Below are 16,583 nucleotides of genomic sequence, written 5' to 3' on the forward strand. Positions count from 1 at the left end.
GCTTACCCCAGTAACGGTATTTTTGTGGTGGCGAGTTTAATGATGATGTACAGCACCACCAGTGCCAGCGGAAATGCGACTAATCGCGCCTGCTGACTGCGCGCCCGACGATAATCGAGCGCAATAAAACCCAAAACGATGTAAATGATAACCCCAAACAGCTTTTCAGTCAGCCATGTCCCGTGCTCAGTGAATGGCAGGATGTGCGCTTTAACCATTAACGCTATGCCGCTGAGTAATAAAACGGTATCGACAACCGGCGGCACGATGCGCGTCCAGCGCGCGCAGGCAAGGCGCGAATCGGTGTAACGCCACCAAAAACGCAGCGTTAACAGACCAACAGAAAGCGCAATGCTGATGAGATGGACGTTGAGTAACACGCTGAAGGTACTCATGATGGGATGCGTCCAAGCGTAATTCGCTCGTTGCCGCCATAGTCGCGGCAGGTTTCAACCGCCTGGTAACCAGCATGAGTATAGGCGTCGCGGACTGCCTGTCCCTGCTGCCAGCCGTGCTCCAGCAACAGATATCCGCCGGGCGTTAGCATGTGTCGAGACTGGTCAATGATATGCACGATATCCGCCATACCCTGCTCGCCCGCCACCAGTGCCGATAGCGGCTCAAAACGTACATCGCCAAGCGCCAGGTGCGGGTCCTGTTCGTCGATATACGGCGGATTGCTGACAATCATGTCAAACTGCTGCCCCTGCAAAGCGCTGAACCAGTCGCTTTGCAGCACGCAAACATTGTCGATGGCCAGATGCTGTTTGTTGCGAGTTGCCAGCGCCACGGCATCGGGCATGCGGTCAACCGCGGTCACCGCGCAATCCGGACGCTCAGTTGCCAGCGCCAGCGCGATGGCGCCCGTACCGGTTCCCAAATCGAGAATACGACACGCAGAGGCAGGCAGACGAGCCAGCGCCTGCTCAACAAGACACTCAGTATCCGGGCGTGGAATAAGCGTAGCCGGAGAGACAAACAGCGGCAGCGACCAGAACTCGCGCACGCCGGTCAGATGTGCCACCGGCTCACCCCGCTGACGGCGTTCCAGTAATGTATCGAGCCGTTGACGCTGCGCCTCGGTTAACACCGTTTCGCCGAACGCCAGAATAAAGGTGCGCCCCTTACCGGTGACAAACTCGAGTAAAATCTCGGCGTCACGTCGCGGGCTTTCGCTTGCCTGTAATTGGCTTATCGCTTCACGCAGCCAGTGCTGATAATCCATTAATCCTGCTCGGACAACGCCGCCAGTTGGTCGGCCTGGTATTCCTGGACAATCGGCTCAATCAGCATATCCAGTTTGCCTTCCATCGCTTCATCCAGACGGTAGAGTGTCAGGTTAATGCGGTGATCGGTCACACGACCCTGCGGGAAGTTATAGGTGCGGTTACGATCGCTGCGATCGCCGCTGCCCAACAGGTTACGACGTTCAGAGGCTTCTGCCTGTTGACGTCTTGCCACTTCGGCGGCACGAATTCGCGCCCCCAGCACCGACATCGCTTTGGCTTTGTTTTTATGCTGTGAACGTTCGTCCTGGCATTCCACCACGATACCGGTCGGTAAGTGGGTAATACGGATTGCGGAGTCGGTGGTGTTAACGTGCTGACCGCCCGCGCCTGATGAACGGAAGGTATCAATACGCAGATCGGCCGGGTTGATGTCCGGCAGTTCGGCATCCGGCAGTTCCGGCATGACAGCGACCGTACAGGCAGAAGTATGAATACGCCCCTGCGATTCCGTCGCAGGTACGCGCTGCACGCGATGGCCGCCGGACTCAAATTTCAGTCGCCCGTAAACGCCTTCGCCGCTAATCTTGGCAATAACTTCTTTAAACCCGCCATGTTCGCCTTCGCTGGCGCTCATGATCTCTACCCGCCAGCGACGCGATTCAGCGTAACGGCTGTACATGCGGAACAGATCGCCGGCAAACAGCGCCGCTTCATCACCACCGGTTCCCGCACGCACTTCGAGGAAGGCGTTACGTTCGTCATCGGGGTCTTTAGGTAACAGCAGGACCTGCAGATGCTGTTCCAGCTGCTCGCATTTCTCTTTTGCTTCGCGCAGTTCATCCTGCGCCATTTCACGCATTTCAGGATCGTCGAGCATCATCTGAGCCGTCTCGATATCTTCCTGAACCTGTTGCCAGTCCGTAAAACAGCGAGAGACATCGCTTAATTGCGCATATTCGCGCGACAGCGCACGAAAGCGATCCTGATCTGCGATAGTACCCGCATCACCGAGCAGCGCCTGAACTTCTTCATGGCGTTCATGCAGGGCTTCCAGTTTGGCAACGATAGAAGGCTTCATAGGCGTAAATGCACCCTGTAAAAAATAAGATTGGTGTGCTGCTACTCCAGCCCGAGGCTGTCGCGCAGAATATTCAGGCGTTCACTATCCCCGTCACGGGCGGCCTGTTGAAGTGATTTGGTTGGTGCATGGATCAGGCGGTTGGTCAGTTTCCAGGCCAAATCCTGCATAATGGCTTGCGCATCACCGCCCTGCTGAAGAGCGGCCAACGCTTTAGCGGTCAGTTCATCACGGATCTGTTCTGACTGACTGCGATACTCGCGGATAGTGTCGCTTGCGCCCTGGGCGCGTAGCCAGGCCATAAACTCGCTGGCTTCCTGCTCCACAATCGTTTCGGCTTCCACCGCCGCCGCTTTGCGCTGGGCCAGGTTATGCGAAATGATGCTTTGCAGGTCATCAACGCTGTACAGATAGGCGTTAGACAATTTACCCACTTCCGGCTCGACATCGCGCGGTACGGCGATATCCACCAGTAGCATAGGCTGATTGCGACGGTTTTTAAGCGCGCGTTCCACCATTCCTTTACCGATAATCGGCAGCGGACTGGCAGTAGAACTGATAATGATATCGGCATCCTGCAAACGCGCGTCGATATCACTCAGTGAAATCACCTCGGCGCCGACTTCATCCGCCAGCACCTGCGCACGCTCGCGCGTACGGTTGGCGATGATCATCTTCTTCACTTTATGCTCGCGCAAGTGTCGCGCTACCAGCTCGATGGTTTCGCCCGCACCGACTAACAGCACGGTTACCGTTGAGAGCGATTCAAATATCTGCCGCGCCAGAGTACAGGCGGCAAACGCCACCGACACGGCGCTGGCACCGATGTCAGTTTCTGTACGTACACGTTTAGCAACAGAGAATGATTTCTGGAACATGCGCTCCAGCGCACTGGCGTTCTGGTGGCCTTTTTGCGAATCCGCAAATGCTTTTTTCACCTGCCCCAAAATTTGCGGTTCACCGAGCACCAGTGAATCCAGACCACTGGCAACGCGCATCAAATGACTGACGGCGTCGTTGTCCTGGTGCCAGTACAGGCTATTACGTAGGTCTTCTTCATTGAGGTTATGGTATTCGCACAGCCAGCGAATCAGCGCTTCTCGCAGGTTATCCTGCTCTTCCACGCTGAGGTAAATCTCTGTGCGGTTACACGTCGACAGCACTACCCCGCCCTGCACCATTGGCAGCGCTTGCAGGCTGTCCAGCGCCTGATCGAGCGTATCCGGCGAAAACGTTACGCGTTCTCGCAGCGATACAGGTGCCGTTTTATGGTTAATACCAAGCGCTAAAAGGGTCATGTGTGCGGGAATAGTACCAGCGTTGATAAGGTTAGACTGGGTGCATCATACAGGATGCGTGCGGTCAATAAAAGAGACTGACCCCTTTTGGAGTAATAGCTTAGTGCACAAATTTAAGCGATTTAAGATAACTTGAACGTAGACGATGTCAGATGGTGGCGCTAGCATTGAGAGTTATAACTGCAACGTATCTCAAGGATTTGTCATCATTATGACCCTGCCTGATTTTCGCCTGATTCGCCTGCTGCCCCTTGCGGCCCTGGTTCTTAGTGCCTGTACCCTCAACGCGCCGAAAGGTCCCGGCAAAAGCCCCGATTCCCCGCAGTGGCGCCAGCACCAGCAGGAAGTACGCGCCCTGAACCAATATCAGACGCGCGGTGCGTTTGCCTATATTTCCGATCAACAGAAAGTGTATGCCCGCTTTTTCTGGCAGCAAACCGGTCAGGATCGCTATCGTCTCCTGCTGACCAACCCACTGGGCAGCACTGAACTGGAACTCAATGCGCAGCCGGGCAACGTCGAACTGGTCGATAACAAAGGCAAGCACTACACTGCCGACGACGCTGAAGAGATGATCGGCAAACTGACTGGCATGCCTATCCCATTGAATAGCCTGCGCCAGTGGATCCTTGGTCTGCCGGGAGATGCCACCGATTACAAACTCGATGATCAATACCGTCTAAGTGAAGTGAATTACAGCAAAGACGGTAAAAACTGGAAAGTGGTCTATAGCGGCTACGACAGCAAAACCCAGCCAGCGATGCCGGCAAACATGGAGCTGTCGGACGGCTCCCAGCGTATTAAGCTGAAAATGGACAACTGGATTGTGAAATGATGACTCATTGGCCCTCTCCGGCAAAACTGAATCTGTTTTTATACATCACCGGGCAACGTGCGGACGGTTACCACTCGCTGCAAACGCTATTTCAGTTTCTTGATTATGGCGACACGATAGATATTGCGCTGCGTGGCGACGGCGAAATTCGCCTGTTAACCCCGGTGGAAGGCGTTGCGCACGAAGACAACCTGATCGTCCGTGCGGCACGTTTGCTGATGAAGGTAGCATCTGAAAGCAATCGCCTTCCCAAAGGGAGCGGTGCGGACATCAGTATCGACAAACGCCTGCCGATGGGCGGCGGCCTCGGCGGTGGTTCATCAAATGCGGCAACCGTTCTGGTGGCGCTTAACCATCTCTGGCAGTGTGGACTTTCGATTGATGAACTGGCGGCACTCGGTTTAACCCTAGGGGCGGATGTTCCCGTGTTCGTGCGCGGCCATGCGGCCTTTGCCGAAGGTGTTGGAGAAATTCTGACGCCGGTCGAGCCTGAAGAAAAGTGGTATCTGGTTGCTCACCCGGGAGTCAGCATTCCGACACCGGTGATTTTTAACGATCCCGACCTCCCGCGCAACACGCCAAAAAGGTCAATAAAAACGTTACTAAAATGTGAATTCGGCAATGATTGCGAGGTTATCGCAAGAAAACGTTTTCGCGAGGTTGATGCGGCGCTTTCCTGGCTGTTAGAATACGCGCCGTCGCGCCTGACTGGTACAGGGGCTTGTGTCTTTGCTGAATTTGACACTGAGTCTCGTGCTCGCCAGGTGCTTGAGCAAGCCCCGGAATGGCTCAAAGGCTTTGTGGCGAAAGGCGTCAACCTCTCCCCATTGCACAGAGCGTTACTCTAAATCCTTCTGGTTTCAGGAAGATGGCGAAATGACAAACCGCCAGGAGCATACAAAAGTATGTGACTGGTGTGAGGAATTGATGCCAGCGAACATGAAACACGAAGGATAAGGAGTAAGCCGGGCAAGCTGAGTTGCGGTGACAACGTCACCCTGTTCCAGACGTTGCATCGCGCTCTTTAATACACCGCATGGAGAGGATACTGCCTGGCCCGCACAGTTTTCGGCAGATTCTTTCCACCAATGGACGCATGCCTGAGGTTCTTCTCGTGCCTGATATGAAGCTTTTTGCTGGTAACGCCACCCCGGAACTAGCACAACGTATTGCCAACCGCCTGTACACTTCACTCGGCGACGCCGCTGTAGGTCGCTTTAGCGACGGCGAAGTCAGCGTACAAATTAATGAAAATGTACGCGGTGGTGATATTTTCATCATCCAGTCCACTTGTGCCCCTACTAACGACAACCTGATGGAATTGGTCGTTATGGTTGATGCGCTGCGCCGTGCTTCCGCAGGCCGTATCACCGCCGTTATTCCTTACTTCGGCTATGCACGTCAGGATCGTCGCGTACGTTCCGCTCGTGTACCGATTACCGCTAAAGTCGTCGCTGATTTCCTGTCCAGCGTTGGCGTTGACCGCGTCCTCACCGTTGACCTGCATGCTGAACAGATCCAGGGCTTCTTCGATGTACCGGTTGATAACGTATTCGGTAGCCCGATCCTGTTAGAAGACATGCTGCAGCTGAACCTGGACAACCCAATTGTGGTTTCTCCAGATATCGGTGGCGTCGTGCGTGCCCGCGCTATCGCTAAACTGCTGAACGATACCGATATGGCTATCATCGACAAACGTCGCCCGCGTGCGAACGTTTCTCAGGTGATGCACATTATTGGTGACGTTGCAGGTCGTGACTGCGTGCTGGTTGATGACATGATCGATACCGGCGGTACGCTGTGCAAAGCAGCAGAAGCACTGAAAGAACGTGGTGCAAAACGCGTATTTGCTTACGCAACCCACCCGATCTTCTCAGGTAATGCGGCAAACAACCTGCGCAACTCTGTTATTGATGAAGTCGTTGTCTGTGACACTATTCCACTGACTGACGAAATCAAAGCACTGCCAAACGTGCGTACATTGACCCTGTCGGGTATGCTGGCCGAAGCGATTCGTCGTATCAGCAACGAAGAATCCATCTCTGCTATGTTCGAGCATTAATCGAGCCCGGCTCAAAAACCCGCTGCGGCGGGTTTTTTTATCTGTAATATTTATTTGTATGACTTTTGCCTCCTTCACCTGCCATTCAGTTGACAGATGATGCGCCCATGGATGAAACATTATTGTGAACAGATTATTTTCCTCACATGTGATGCCTTTCCGCGCCCTCATCGACGCTTGTTGGAAAGAAAAATATACTGCTTCCCGCTTCACCCGCGACCTGATCGCCGGGATAACGGTTGGGATCATTGCCATTCCACTGGCGATGGCGCTGGCAATAGGCAGTGGCGTTGCTCCGCAGTACGGTCTGTATACCTCAGCCGTTGCTGGGATTGTTATCGCCCTTACCGGGGGCTCGCGCTTTAGCGTATCTGGCCCAACCGCCGCCTTCGTGGTGATTCTGTATCCGGTGTCGCAACAGTTTGGGCTGGCAGGCCTGCTGGTTGCCACACTCATGTCCGGGATATTCCTGATCCTTTTCGGCCTCGCCCGCTTTGGTCGTTTGATCGAATATATTCCGGTCTCCGTGACGTTAGGTTTTACCTCAGGTATCGGTATCACCATCGGTACTATGCAGATTAAAGATTTTCTCGGCCTGCAAATGACCCACGTGCCAGAGCACTATTTGCAGAAGGTGGGCGCGCTATTTATGGCTTTGCCGACCATCAACGTGGGTGATGCCGCGATTGGCGTGGTGACACTGGGGATCCTGATTTTCTGGCCGCGTTTGGGTATCCGATTACCGGGCCACCTTCCCGCACTCCTGGCAGGCTGTGCGGTAATGGGTATCGTGAACCTGACCGGCGGCCATGTCGCCACCATCGGATCTCAGTTCCACTATATTCTGGCTGACGGCTCGCAGGGCAATGGTATCCCACAGTTGCTGCCGCAACTGGTATTACCGTGGAATATGCCAGAGTCAAACTTTACGCTGAGCTGGAGCTCGTTACAGGCGCTGTTACCGGCAGCATTCTCGATGGCAATGCTCGGGGCGATCGAATCTCTGCTGTGCGCCGTCGTACTCGATGGGATGACCGGCACCAAACACAAAGCTAACAGTGAGCTGATTGGTCAGGGACTGGGCAACATCGTCGCACCGTTCTTTGGCGGTATCACCGCCACGGCGGCAATTGCCCGTTCTGCGGCAAACGTCCGCGCGGGTGCAACATCGCCAATCTCAGCGGTTATCCATGCGATTCTGGTGATCCTAGCCCTGTTGGTGCTTGCACCGCTGCTTTCCTGGTTACCGCTTTCCGCCATGGCCGCCCTGCTGCTAATGGTGGCATGGAACATGAGTGAAGCGCATAAAGTGGTGGATTTGCTGCGTCATGCGCCGAAAGACGACATCATCGTCATGCTGATGTGTATGTCGCTGACGGTGCTGTTCGATATGGTTATCGCCATCAGCGTCGGTATCGTTCTTGCATCTCTACTGTTTATGCGTCGTATTGCGCGCATGACGCGTCTGGCGCCGGTCAACGTAGACGTACCGGACGATGTGCTGGTGTTGCGCGTCATTGGCCCGCTATTCTTTGCCGCGGCGGAAGGATTATTTACCGATCTCGAGTCGCGTATTGAAGGTAAACGCATCGTAGTCTTGAAGTGGGACGCGGTCCCGGTACTGGATGCCGGTGGTCTGGACGCTTTCCAGCGTTTTGTGAAAAAACTGCCTGAAGGCTGCGAGCTGCGGGTATCTAACCTGGAATTTCAGCCGCTGCGCACCATGGCGCGCGCGGGTATTCAGCCGATCCCCGGTCGTCTGGCATTCTTCCCGAATAAAGACGCCGCTTTAGCGGATATTAAATAGCAAAAAGGCTCCCGTGAACGGGAGCCTTTTTATTGCCGGATGAGGTTCGCTTATCCGGCCCACAAAACCCAAACATTGCACCGAACCCGTAGGCCCGGTAAACGCAGTGCCACCAGGCAATTACGCGTTTAAAATGCTCAATGCCGTTGCCTTAACGCTGGCCAGCAGGACTTTCACATCCTCCAGGCACACCGTCGGGTTCAGCAGCGTCAGCTTCAGGCAGGTGATGCCATCCGCTTCGGTCACGCCGACGTTGGCGCTACCGGAAGCCAGCAGCACGTCGCCAATACGCTGGTTCAGCAGCGCAACGAACGCCATATCATCGCTTTCAGGACGGAAGCGGAACAGCACGCTTGCCAGCTGTGGTTCCATCACCAGTTCAAGATGCGACTGGGTTTTGACAAACTCAGCAACATCACGCGCCAGCGTTACGCCATTATCAATGATTTCGGCATACTGCTTTTTGCCCAGCGCTTCGAGGCCCATCCACAGCTTCAGCGCATCGAAACGACGCGTGGTCTGCAGCGACTTCGATACCAGGTTTGGTACGCCAGCCTCTTCATCGAAATCAGAGTTCAGGTACGCCGCCTGGTAACGCATCAGCTCGTAGTGGCGCGCATCTTTTAACAGGAACGCACCGCAGCTGATGGTCTGGAAGAACTGCTTGTGGAAATCCAGCGTCACGGAATCTGCCAGCTCAAGGCCGTTGAGGAAGTGACGATACTGCTCAGAAAGCAGTAACGCCCCGCCCCATGCCGCATCCACGTGCATCCAGATCTGATGTTCTGCCGCCAGCGTCGCAATATCCGCTAACGGATCGATGGCGCCCGCATCTGTCGTGCCAGCCGTCGCGACAATGGCCATCACCTGCTCGCCGTTGGCTTTCGCCTGGACCAGCTTGTCTTTCAGGTCAGCCAGATCCATGCGTGAAAACGCATCGGTCTTCACCTGGGTGACGGAGCGGTAACCCAGCCCCATTAACGCCATGTTCTTCTGCACGGAAAAGTGCGCGCTTTCAGAGCAGAACACTTTAATTTTGCTCAGATCACCGGTCAGACCATCTTGCTGAATGGAATGTCCCTGGCGAGCAAAGAAGGCGTCGCGCGCCAGCATCAGGCCCATCAGGTTACTCTGGGTGCCGCCGCTGGTGAATACGCCCGCATCGCCTGCCGCATACCCCACCTGCTCACGAAGCCATTCGATCAGTTTGATCTCAATGATCGTGGCCGACGGGCTTTGGTCCCAGGAGTCCATACTCTGGTTAGTGGCGTTGATCAGCACTTCCGCCGCCTGGCTAATCACCAGACTTGGGCAGTGCAGGTGCGCCACGCACTGAGCATGGTGAACCAACAGGCTGTCTTTGAGAAAGTATTCAACCGCACGCTCAATAGCGGCCTGGTTGCCCAGGCCCTGAGACGTAAAATTCAGGTTGATACGTTCACGCAGTTGCTCAACGGTTTTGCCCTGATACATCTCAGGCTGCTTCAACCATTCAACGACCGCTTGCGTACTCTGCTCGATAGCGTCCTGATAGGCGGCGATGCTTTGCGCCGAGCCGGACAGAATCGGGTTTACGTCTGACATTCGATCCAACTCCGTTTAAACCGGCTTCACGCCAGCGCCCAGCAGGGCGTTTTCGAATTTATCGAGGAAAATTTCCAGCTCAGCGTTGGTGATCAGCAGAGACGGCAGCAGACGCAGCACGCAGCCGTTGCGGCCACCACGCTCCAGAATCAGCCCGTTTTCGAAGCATTTCTTCTGCAGCAACGCAGACAGCTCGCCATCAGCCGGGTAGCAACCCATATGATCCTGCGCTTCGTTCGGCTTCACGATTTCCAGGCCGATCATCAGGCCCAGACCACGCACCTGACCGATAACCGGGTAGCGTTTCTGCAGGTCAGTCAGTTTGCCTTTCAGCCATTCGCCCTGGGCGGCAACTTTATCGGCAATCTTGTCGTCTTTGAGGATCTTCAGCGTTGTCAGACCGGTCGCCATCGCCAGTTGGTTGCCGCGGAAGGTGCCAGTGTGGTGGCCCGGAGCCCACGCATCGAATTGCTTTTTAATGCCCAGTACCGCCAGTGGCAGACCGCCGCCAACCGCTTTGGACATCACGATGATATCAGGTTCAATACCGGCGTGTTCGAAGGCGAACAGTTTACCGGTACGTGCAAATCCAGCCTGAACTTCATCGATGATCAGCAGAATGCCGTGTTCCTGAGTCACTTTACGAATGCGTTGCAGCCATTCGACCGGAGCCGGATTCACGCCACCTTCGCCCTGCACCGCTTCGAGGATTACGGCAGCCGGTTTACGCACGCCGCTTTCAACGTCGTTGATCAGGTTTTCGAAGTAGTAAGTTAATGCTTTGACGCCAGCGTCGCCGCCGATACCCAGCGGGCAACGGTACTGATGTGGATACGGCATAAACTGCACTTCCGCCATCATATTGCTGACCGCTTCTTTCGGCGACAGGTTGCCGGTCACGGACAGTGCGCCGTGGGTCATCCCGTGGTAGCCGCCGGAGAAACTGATGATGCTGGAACGGCCGGTCACTTTCTTCGCCAGCTTCAGCGCCGCTTCAACAGCATCTGCACCAGACGGACCGGTGAACTGCAGGCAATATTCTTTGCCCTGGCCCGGTAATAAAGAAAGTAAATATGATGAGAATTCATCTTTTAACGGCGTGGTAAGGTCAAGCGTATGTAACGGTAAGCCGCTTGTGATGACACTTTGAATGCTCTGCAGCACTTCAGGATGGTTATGACCAAGCGCCAGGGTTCCGGCACCTGCCAGGCAATCAAGATATTGATTATTTTCTACATCAGTAATCCAGACGCCCTGCGCTTTAGCGATCGCTAATGGCAGTTTACGTGGATAGCTGCGGACATTAGATTCAAACTCAGCCTGTCTTGCTAAAAAGGTATCATTGCTCTGTGGTAATGAATTAGCACTTAAAGTATCAATACGGACTTTATCCGTCATCATATCACTCCTACAACCAGGTGTAGATTAACGCCTGATTGAATAAATGGTTATAAGGATTACCTGTAAAAAAGCGCGGCTAATATATGTTGTTTTAGCTTAGGACTCAATCATTTATTTTTCTGCATCGGAAATAACAACTTTCCCCTTAAAAATCAAAGCACAAAGACCATCCGCCATTACTAAACCCTAAAGAAATATAGCTATTTAATTAACAATGTTGTCGCTAATTGCAACGCAGACAATGTAATAAAAACCATGAGATTTTCATGTTTTTATTATTTTTTTTACACGTTTTTACCATTAATAATGTAGGCACTTTCTTGTTACGACATGATTTTTCACTTATTTGCCTATAAATCGAATAAAAAAGTCGATCCCTTAATATAAATCACTTAGTATGGCGCGCTTATTTGCAGGCTTTGTAAATAAAATTAATGCGCAGCACCCGGTAACGCGTACAGGCGACACTCGTTATCGACAACAGGTATACCCTGGGTTGTCAGCAGAAATGTTCGCGGGCGGACATTTCGTAAGGCGAACTTTGTTCCCTTATGCCGAGAATGAAAATTTTCTAGCCATACTTTTATGGCGCCCTGATATGAGATTGTTATGACTCGCATTTATCCACCATCCGTCGTTGCCAAATTTGGCGGCACCAGCGTCGCTGATTTTGATGCGATGAACCGAAGCGCCAGCATTGTCCTTGCTGATCAAGATGTCCGTTTAGTCGTTTTGTCTGCTTCAGCAGGCGTGACAAACTTACTGGTCGAGCTTTCTGAAGGTCTGGAAACGCATCAACAATTAGATAAGCTTGAGACTTTACGCGCCATCCAATACAACATTATTTCCCGCCTGAAGCAGCCTTCCGTTATCAGCACGGAAATCGATAATCTTCTCAACAACATACATCGTCTTGCACAAATGGCGATGGTTTCACCGTCTGATGCGTTAAGCGATGAATTAGTCAGCCATGGCGAGCTGATGTCCTCACTACTGTTTACTGAAGTCTTACGTGAACGGCAGGCCGAGGCCGGGTGGTTTGACGCCCGCAGCGTGATGCGTACTAACGCGAACTTCGGCTGCGCCGAACCCGAGCTTGGCACACTGCACCACCAGGTGGAGACTCACCTGCGCCCTCGTCTTGAGCAAGCGATTATGGTGACTCAGGGATTTATCGGGCGAGATGCCGCAGGACACACCACAACGCTTGGACGCGGCGGTAGTGATTACACGGCTACGCTTCTCGGTGAGGCACTTCACGCCACACGCGTTGACATCTGGACCGACGTCGCAGGGATCTACACCACCGACCCACGCATTGCACCGCGGGCCAAACGAATCGACCATATCTCATTTTCCGAGGCCAGCGATATGGCCGCCTACGGTGCGAAGGTCCTCCACCCGGCTACGCTACTCCCGGCAATGCGTAAAAGCATTCCGGTCTTTGTTGGCTCAAGTAAGGATACTGCCGCCGGAGGTACGTTGGTGCACAACACCACCGATAATCCACCTCGCTATCGTGCGATCGCCGTGCGTCGTAAACAGACGCTGTTGCGGTTACACAGTCTGGAGAAGCAACCTTCCTGCTCTTTCCTGGCGCAGTCCTTCGCCATTTTAGCTCGCCACGCGGTTACGGTGGATTTGGTTACAACCTCAGAGAATAGTATTGCGCTGGTGCTGGACGCCACTCATGCAACCTCAGGTGAAGACCATGTGCTGACCACCGCATTGTTTACCGCATTATCCTCCCACTGTCGTGTAGAAGTGGAAACCGGGCTGGCGTTGGTCACTTTGGTGGGGAATCAACTCACACAGGCTGCGGGAGTTTGCAAAGACGTTTTTGCCTGGCTTGAAGAGCATACGGTACGAATGATTTGCCATGGAGCATCGAACGACAACCTGTGCATCCTGTTACCGGCTGACGATGCAGATAGCGCGGTTAGAGCATTACATTACCGGTTATTCGAATAATTCTTCTCTTATTCTGTCGCATCCAGTTTAAGCAATGATCATGAACAAGCAGAGCCCTGGTTTTATAACCAAGGCTCTTCATTCTGACCCCCGCCCTTTCAACAGAGGGAGGATTTAGTTATGACGGTGATTGGTGTCACCACGACGACAGCGTTTGTCATAATGACGTACCCACCAGTAACGGTCACTGATTTGTTCGTGTCCACCCACTCTGGCACCTGCTAACCAGAGAATACCGCCAACAAAAATACTGAGCACCGCACCATGTGCGAAAAACTGCGGCAGATTAAATTGCGGCAACTGGTTTAAAATTGAATAACCCACACCCACAACCATTACCACCAACCCTAAAGCCATGAGCACGTTACCGAGTAACGAAGCGTTTTTGCGTTTCATGTGTCACCTCCGGAACTTTGGGTTGTTACAGGGAATACCCCTAATCCTTATGTGTAAAGTATAGACAACACTGCCGTTCGCAAGTGCGGGAGCGATCACAATTACAAACACTCACGCAACAAAACTTTACAAATAAGCCACTGAACATACTCATTTTCTAATAGTCCATTTGTGCAATTATTCAGCTTTTGGCGATAAGCACGCAGTTTTTTGTCAAGCGCACCGTCAGACAGTAAACTACACGTCGTTTATCGAAACACTCAGGACAAAACAAGTGGCGATTAAATTGATTGTCGGCCTGGCGAACCCCGGCGCAGAGTATGCGGCAACGCGACACAACGCAGGCGCATGGTATGTCGATCTACTGGCAGAGAGATTACGCGCCCCCCTGCGCGATGAGCCGAAATTCTTCGGTTACACCTCCCGAGTAACGCTTGAAGGTGAAGATGTCCGTCTGCTGGTACCGACCACATTTATGAATCTTAGCGGCAAGGCCGTCGGTGCGATGGCCAGTTTTTATCGTATCAACCCCGATGAAATTTTGGTCGCGCACGATGAATTAGACCTGCCTCCTGGCGTGGCCAAATTTAAGCTTGGCGGAGGTCATGGCGGACATAATGGCCTGAAAGACATCATTAGCAAGTTAGGTAATAACCCCAACTTTCATCGTTTACGCGTTGGAATTGGCCATCCGGGCGATAAAAACAAAGTTGTCGGATTTGTTTTAGGCAAACCGCCTGTTTCAGAACAGAAGTTAATTGATGAAGCGATTGACGAAGCGGCACGTTGTACCGAGATTTTGTTCAAAGATGGCCTGACCAAAGCTACGAGCCGGTTACACACCTTTAAAGCGCAATAAGCAGTGATGTGCGGCATTTTTCTCGCGTGCTGTGTATAATAGGCAAAGTTATTTACATTTCTACAATCTGTTTTCCATAACAGGTTGAATATCAAAAGATTAAGGTGATTTAAACATGGGATTCAAATGCGGTATCGTCGGTTTGCCAAACGTAGGCAAATCCACCCTGTTCAACGCGCTCACAAAAGCGGGTATTGAAGCGGCAAACTTCCCGTTCTGTACTATCGAGCCGAACACGGGTGTTGTCCCGATGCCCGATCCGCGTCTGGATCAGTTGGCCGAAATCGTCAAACCACAGCGTATCCTGCCTACAACGATGGAATTCGTCGACATTGCCGGTCTGGTAAAAGGCGCGTCCAAAGGTGAAGGTCTGGGTAACCAGTTTCTGACGAACATCCGTGAAACCGAAGCTATCGGCCACGTGGTGCGTTGCTTTGAAAACGACAACATCATCCACGTTAATAACAAAGTGGATCCGGCTGACGACATTGAAGTTATCAATACCGAGCTGGCGTTGTCCGACCTCGACACCTGTGAGCGCGCTATCCATCGTGTGCAGAAGAAGGCAAAAGGTGGCGACAAAGACGCTAAAGCAGAACTGGCTGCGCTGGAAAAATGCCTGCCACAGCTGGAAAACGCCGGCATGCTGCGCGCGCTGAAAACGCTGACTGACGAAGACAAAGCGGCCATCAAATACCTGAGCTTCCTGACCCTGAAGCCAACCATGTATATCGCTAACGTCAACGAAGACGGTTTTGAGAACAACCCGTACCTCGACAAAGTGCGCGAAATCGCGGCTGCCGAAGGTTCTGTTGTGGTTGCCGTTTGTGCTGCCGTTGAAGCTGATATTGCAGAACTCGATGATGCTGACCGTGAAGAATTCATGGCTGAAATGGGTCTGGAAGAGCCGGGCCTGAACCGCGTTATCCGTGCTGGTTACGAATTGCTGAACCTGCAGACCTACTTCACCGCTGGCGTGAAAGAAGTCCGTGCATGGACCATTCCTGTCGGTGCCACGGCTCCGCAGGCAGCCGGTAAAATCCATACCGACTTCGAGAAAGGCTTTATCCGCGCACAAACCATCGCGTTTGAAGATTTCATCACCTATAAAGGTGAGCAAGGTGCGAAAGAAGCTGGGAAAATGCGTGCCGAAGGTAAGGACTATATCGTCAAAGATGGCGATATCATGAACTTCCTGTTCAACGTCTAAATAGAATTTGTTGTCTCATGAGGTTTCACTGAATCTCATAAGAATCGAAAAAATTTATAAAATCCACGCAATTGCGTGGATTTTTCACATAGAATGATATTAAAACCGATTACGCTTTTAGCTTGTTTTCAAACAACGTCATAAAATAAGATGTATCGCTAACCGTATCTTGGTTCTTACTGTGATCGGCTTCATCAACAAGCTTCATATAGTCAAGAAAGTGGGACTCATCGAATTCTATATTTATTTGTTCCCGAAAAAGATTCAATTCATCGAAACGTTCTAACCTTCTAATATAAAGTTTAAAACGCTCATTTTGTCGAGTTAATCCTAAAGTGCGGTCAATAAGCAAAGGGCAAAGTGTTAGAACGAGAAATGTAAGAAATCCATAAAAAACCTTATATTCAGTATTATAAATATACAAAAACAAAAAAACAAAAGGAATAACTAGTACAATCTGAGCAACGAACTTGTAATTGTTTTTAGGAATCTCAATCACATTATTAGCAGACTGTAAACTGTATTCTCTGTTAAAATACCACCATTGTGCAAACAACACCGCAGTAAAAAAGCCAACAATCAGGAGTAGATAACCTTTAGCTGGTACGTGTTGAGCTCCGAGCATAGCATTAACTCTGTCCAACCCCACTTTCTTCGTCAAACTTAAGCAAAAGAAAAAAGTGAAGAACATAAGAAACGGAATAGCATAAAGCGAAATTCTACGTATCATAAAGCGAGGCCAATACGACATATGCTCTTTTTGCCGTAAAATTTTCAACTCGTCTTGGAGCTTAGGTTGTAACCCCTTGGTATCCGTATATTTTAAGTCAGGCGACGTACCACTCACGATAAA

Annotated in this window: 15 protein-coding genes; 7 read left to right on the forward strand and 8 right to left on the reverse strand. The window is 52.1% G+C overall.

Going from position 1 to position 16,583, the window contains the following annotated elements; all coding sequences use genetic code 11:
- Positions 1-2 precede the first annotated feature (2 nt).
- Genes sirB2 through hemA form a run of 4 tightly spaced genes read right to left on the reverse strand, consistent with a single transcriptional unit; the run spans position 3 to position 3,605 of the window.
- The gene (gene sirB2 / locus E6P06_RS16480; protein WP_003020779.1) at positions 3-395 is read right to left on the reverse strand and encodes an invasion regulator SirB2; all 393 of its coding nucleotides are present in this window, start codon (positions 393-395) and stop codon (positions 3-5) included.
- Entirely contained in the window at positions 392-1,225 is an 834-nt protein-coding gene (gene prmC, locus E6P06_RS16485; RefSeq protein WP_060854807.1) for a peptide chain release factor N(5)-glutamine methyltransferase, read from the reverse strand. The genes sirB2 and prmC overlap by 4 nt, the downstream gene beginning before the upstream one ends.
- Positions 1,225-2,307 carry a peptide chain release factor 1 gene (gene prfA, locus E6P06_RS16490; RefSeq protein ID WP_003020786.1) on the reverse strand — a complete coding sequence of 361 codons (1,083 nt, stop codon included), beginning with the start codon at positions 2,305-2,307 and terminating at the stop codon, positions 1,225-1,227. Before prfA ends, prmC begins: the two co-directional genes overlap by 1 nt.
- Before the next feature lie 41 nt (positions 2,308-2,348).
- The gene (gene hemA, locus E6P06_RS16495) at positions 2,349-3,605 is read right to left on the reverse strand and encodes a glutamyl-tRNA reductase (protein ID WP_003020789.1); all 1,257 of its coding nucleotides are present in this window, start codon (positions 3,603-3,605) and stop codon (positions 2,349-2,351) included.
- Positions 3,606-3,816: 211 nt separating this feature from the next.
- Between hemA and lolB the strand changes: the two genes are divergently transcribed.
- The 4 genes from lolB (at position 3,817) to dauA (ending at position 8,309) form a co-directional block, all read left to right on the forward strand.
- On the forward strand, positions 3,817-4,440 hold the full coding sequence (lolB, locus tag E6P06_RS16500) for a lipoprotein insertase outer membrane protein LolB (protein WP_032935449.1): 624 nt from the start codon (positions 3,817-3,819) through the stop codon (positions 4,438-4,440).
- Complete coding sequence (gene ispE / locus E6P06_RS16505) at positions 4,437-5,288, forward strand: 4-(cytidine 5'-diphospho)-2-C-methyl-D-erythritol kinase (RefSeq protein ID WP_032935447.1); 852 nt, start codon at positions 4,437-4,439, stop codon at positions 5,286-5,288. Before lolB ends, ispE begins: the two co-directional genes overlap by 4 nt.
- Positions 5,289-5,554: 266 nt before the next feature.
- Positions 5,555-6,502, forward strand: coding sequence for a ribose-phosphate diphosphokinase (gene prs / locus E6P06_RS16510; RefSeq protein WP_001518537.1), 948 nt, complete (start codon positions 5,555-5,557; stop codon positions 6,500-6,502).
- A gap of 151 nt (positions 6,503-6,653) precedes the next feature.
- The gene (gene dauA / locus E6P06_RS16515; protein WP_008322586.1) at positions 6,654-8,309 is read left to right on the forward strand and encodes a C4-dicarboxylic acid transporter DauA; all 1,656 of its coding nucleotides are present in this window, start codon (positions 6,654-6,656) and stop codon (positions 8,307-8,309) included.
- Positions 8,310-8,429: 120 nt separating this feature from the next.
- Here dauA and E6P06_RS16520 read toward each other — a convergent pair whose 3' ends face one another.
- Both E6P06_RS16520 and E6P06_RS16525 read right to left on the reverse strand, forming a co-directional pair.
- Positions 8,430-9,893 carry an aspartate aminotransferase family protein gene (locus E6P06_RS16520; protein WP_048240933.1) on the reverse strand — a complete coding sequence of 488 codons (1,464 nt, stop codon included), beginning with the start codon at positions 9,891-9,893 and terminating at the stop codon, positions 8,430-8,432.
- A gap of 15 nt (positions 9,894-9,908) precedes the next feature.
- Positions 9,909-11,294 carry a diaminobutyrate--2-oxoglutarate transaminase gene (locus E6P06_RS16525; RefSeq protein WP_032935444.1) on the reverse strand — a complete coding sequence of 462 codons (1,386 nt, stop codon included), beginning with the start codon at positions 11,292-11,294 and terminating at the stop codon, positions 9,909-9,911.
- Positions 11,295-11,903: 609 nt separating this feature from the next.
- On the opposite strand from E6P06_RS16525, the gene lysC reads away from it, so the two are divergent.
- Positions 11,904-13,265, forward strand: a complete 1,362-nt coding sequence (lysC, locus tag E6P06_RS16530) for a lysine-sensitive aspartokinase 3 (RefSeq protein ID WP_139935458.1) — start codon at positions 11,904-11,906, stop codon at positions 13,263-13,265.
- A gap of 114 nt (positions 13,266-13,379) precedes the next feature.
- On the opposite strand, the gene ychH is transcribed toward lysC, so the two are convergent.
- Positions 13,380-13,661: a stress-induced protein YchH gene (gene ychH, locus E6P06_RS16535; protein ID WP_003020810.1), complete on the reverse strand. Its 282-nt coding sequence runs from the start codon at positions 13,659-13,661 to the stop codon at positions 13,380-13,382.
- A 274-nt stretch (positions 13,662-13,935) separates the two neighbouring features.
- On the opposite strand from ychH, the gene pth reads away from it, so the two are divergent.
- Positions 13,936-14,520: an aminoacyl-tRNA hydrolase gene (pth, locus tag E6P06_RS16540; protein WP_003020814.1), complete on the forward strand. Its 585-nt coding sequence runs from the start codon at positions 13,936-13,938 to the stop codon at positions 14,518-14,520.
- A gap of 115 nt (positions 14,521-14,635) precedes the next feature.
- The gene (ychF, locus tag E6P06_RS16545) at positions 14,636-15,730 is read left to right on the forward strand and encodes a redox-regulated ATPase YchF (protein WP_003020818.1); all 1,095 of its coding nucleotides are present in this window, start codon (positions 14,636-14,638) and stop codon (positions 15,728-15,730) included.
- A gap of 109 nt (positions 15,731-15,839) precedes the next feature.
- Here ychF and rdrD read toward each other — a convergent pair whose 3' ends face one another.
- Positions 15,840-16,577 carry an antiviral RADAR system accessory protein RdrD gene (gene rdrD, locus E6P06_RS16550; RefSeq protein WP_102190351.1) on the reverse strand — a complete coding sequence of 246 codons (738 nt, stop codon included), beginning with the start codon at positions 16,575-16,577 and terminating at the stop codon, positions 15,840-15,842.
- Between the last annotated feature and the right edge of the window lie 6 nt (positions 16,578-16,583).

The sequence above is a fragment of the Citrobacter sp. CF971 genome (assembly GCF_006385635.1).
Lineage (GTDB): Bacteria > Pseudomonadota > Gammaproteobacteria > Enterobacterales > Enterobacteriaceae > Citrobacter > Citrobacter freundii.